This is a genomic window from Curtobacterium sp. 9128 (genome assembly GCF_007673775.1).
GTDB lineage: Bacteria > Actinomycetota > Actinomycetes > Actinomycetales > Microbacteriaceae > Curtobacterium.
Window position 1 is genome coordinate 1 of the sequence record NZ_VEAF01000019.1, and the last position, 366, is coordinate 366.

Here is a 366-nt window from a genome sequence, read left to right on the forward strand (position 1 = left end):
TCGCCCTATTCAGACTCGCTTTCGCTACGGCTACCCCACACGGGTTAACCTCGCCACATATCACTAACTCGCAGGCTCATTCTTCAAAAGGCACGCCGTCACCCCAACAAGGGAGCTCCGACGGTTTGTAAGCAAACGGTTTCAGGTACTATTTCACTCCCCTCCCGGGGTACTTTTCACCTTTCCCTCACGGTACTTGTCCGCTATCGGTCATCTGGGAGTATTTAGGCTTATCAGGTGGTCCTGACAGATTCACACGGGATTTCTCGGGCCCCGTGCTACTTGGGATACACATCCGGCCATAACACCATTTCGTCTACGGGGCTGGCACCCACTACGGCCCGGCTTTCAAACCGGTTCGACTAT

Annotated in this window: 1 rRNA gene; it reads right to left on the reverse strand. The window is 54.4% G+C overall.

Features of this window, described 5'->3' with window-relative positions:
- Positions 1–366 (reverse strand): 23S ribosomal RNA (locus FS641_RS17770); the annotation flags it as partial.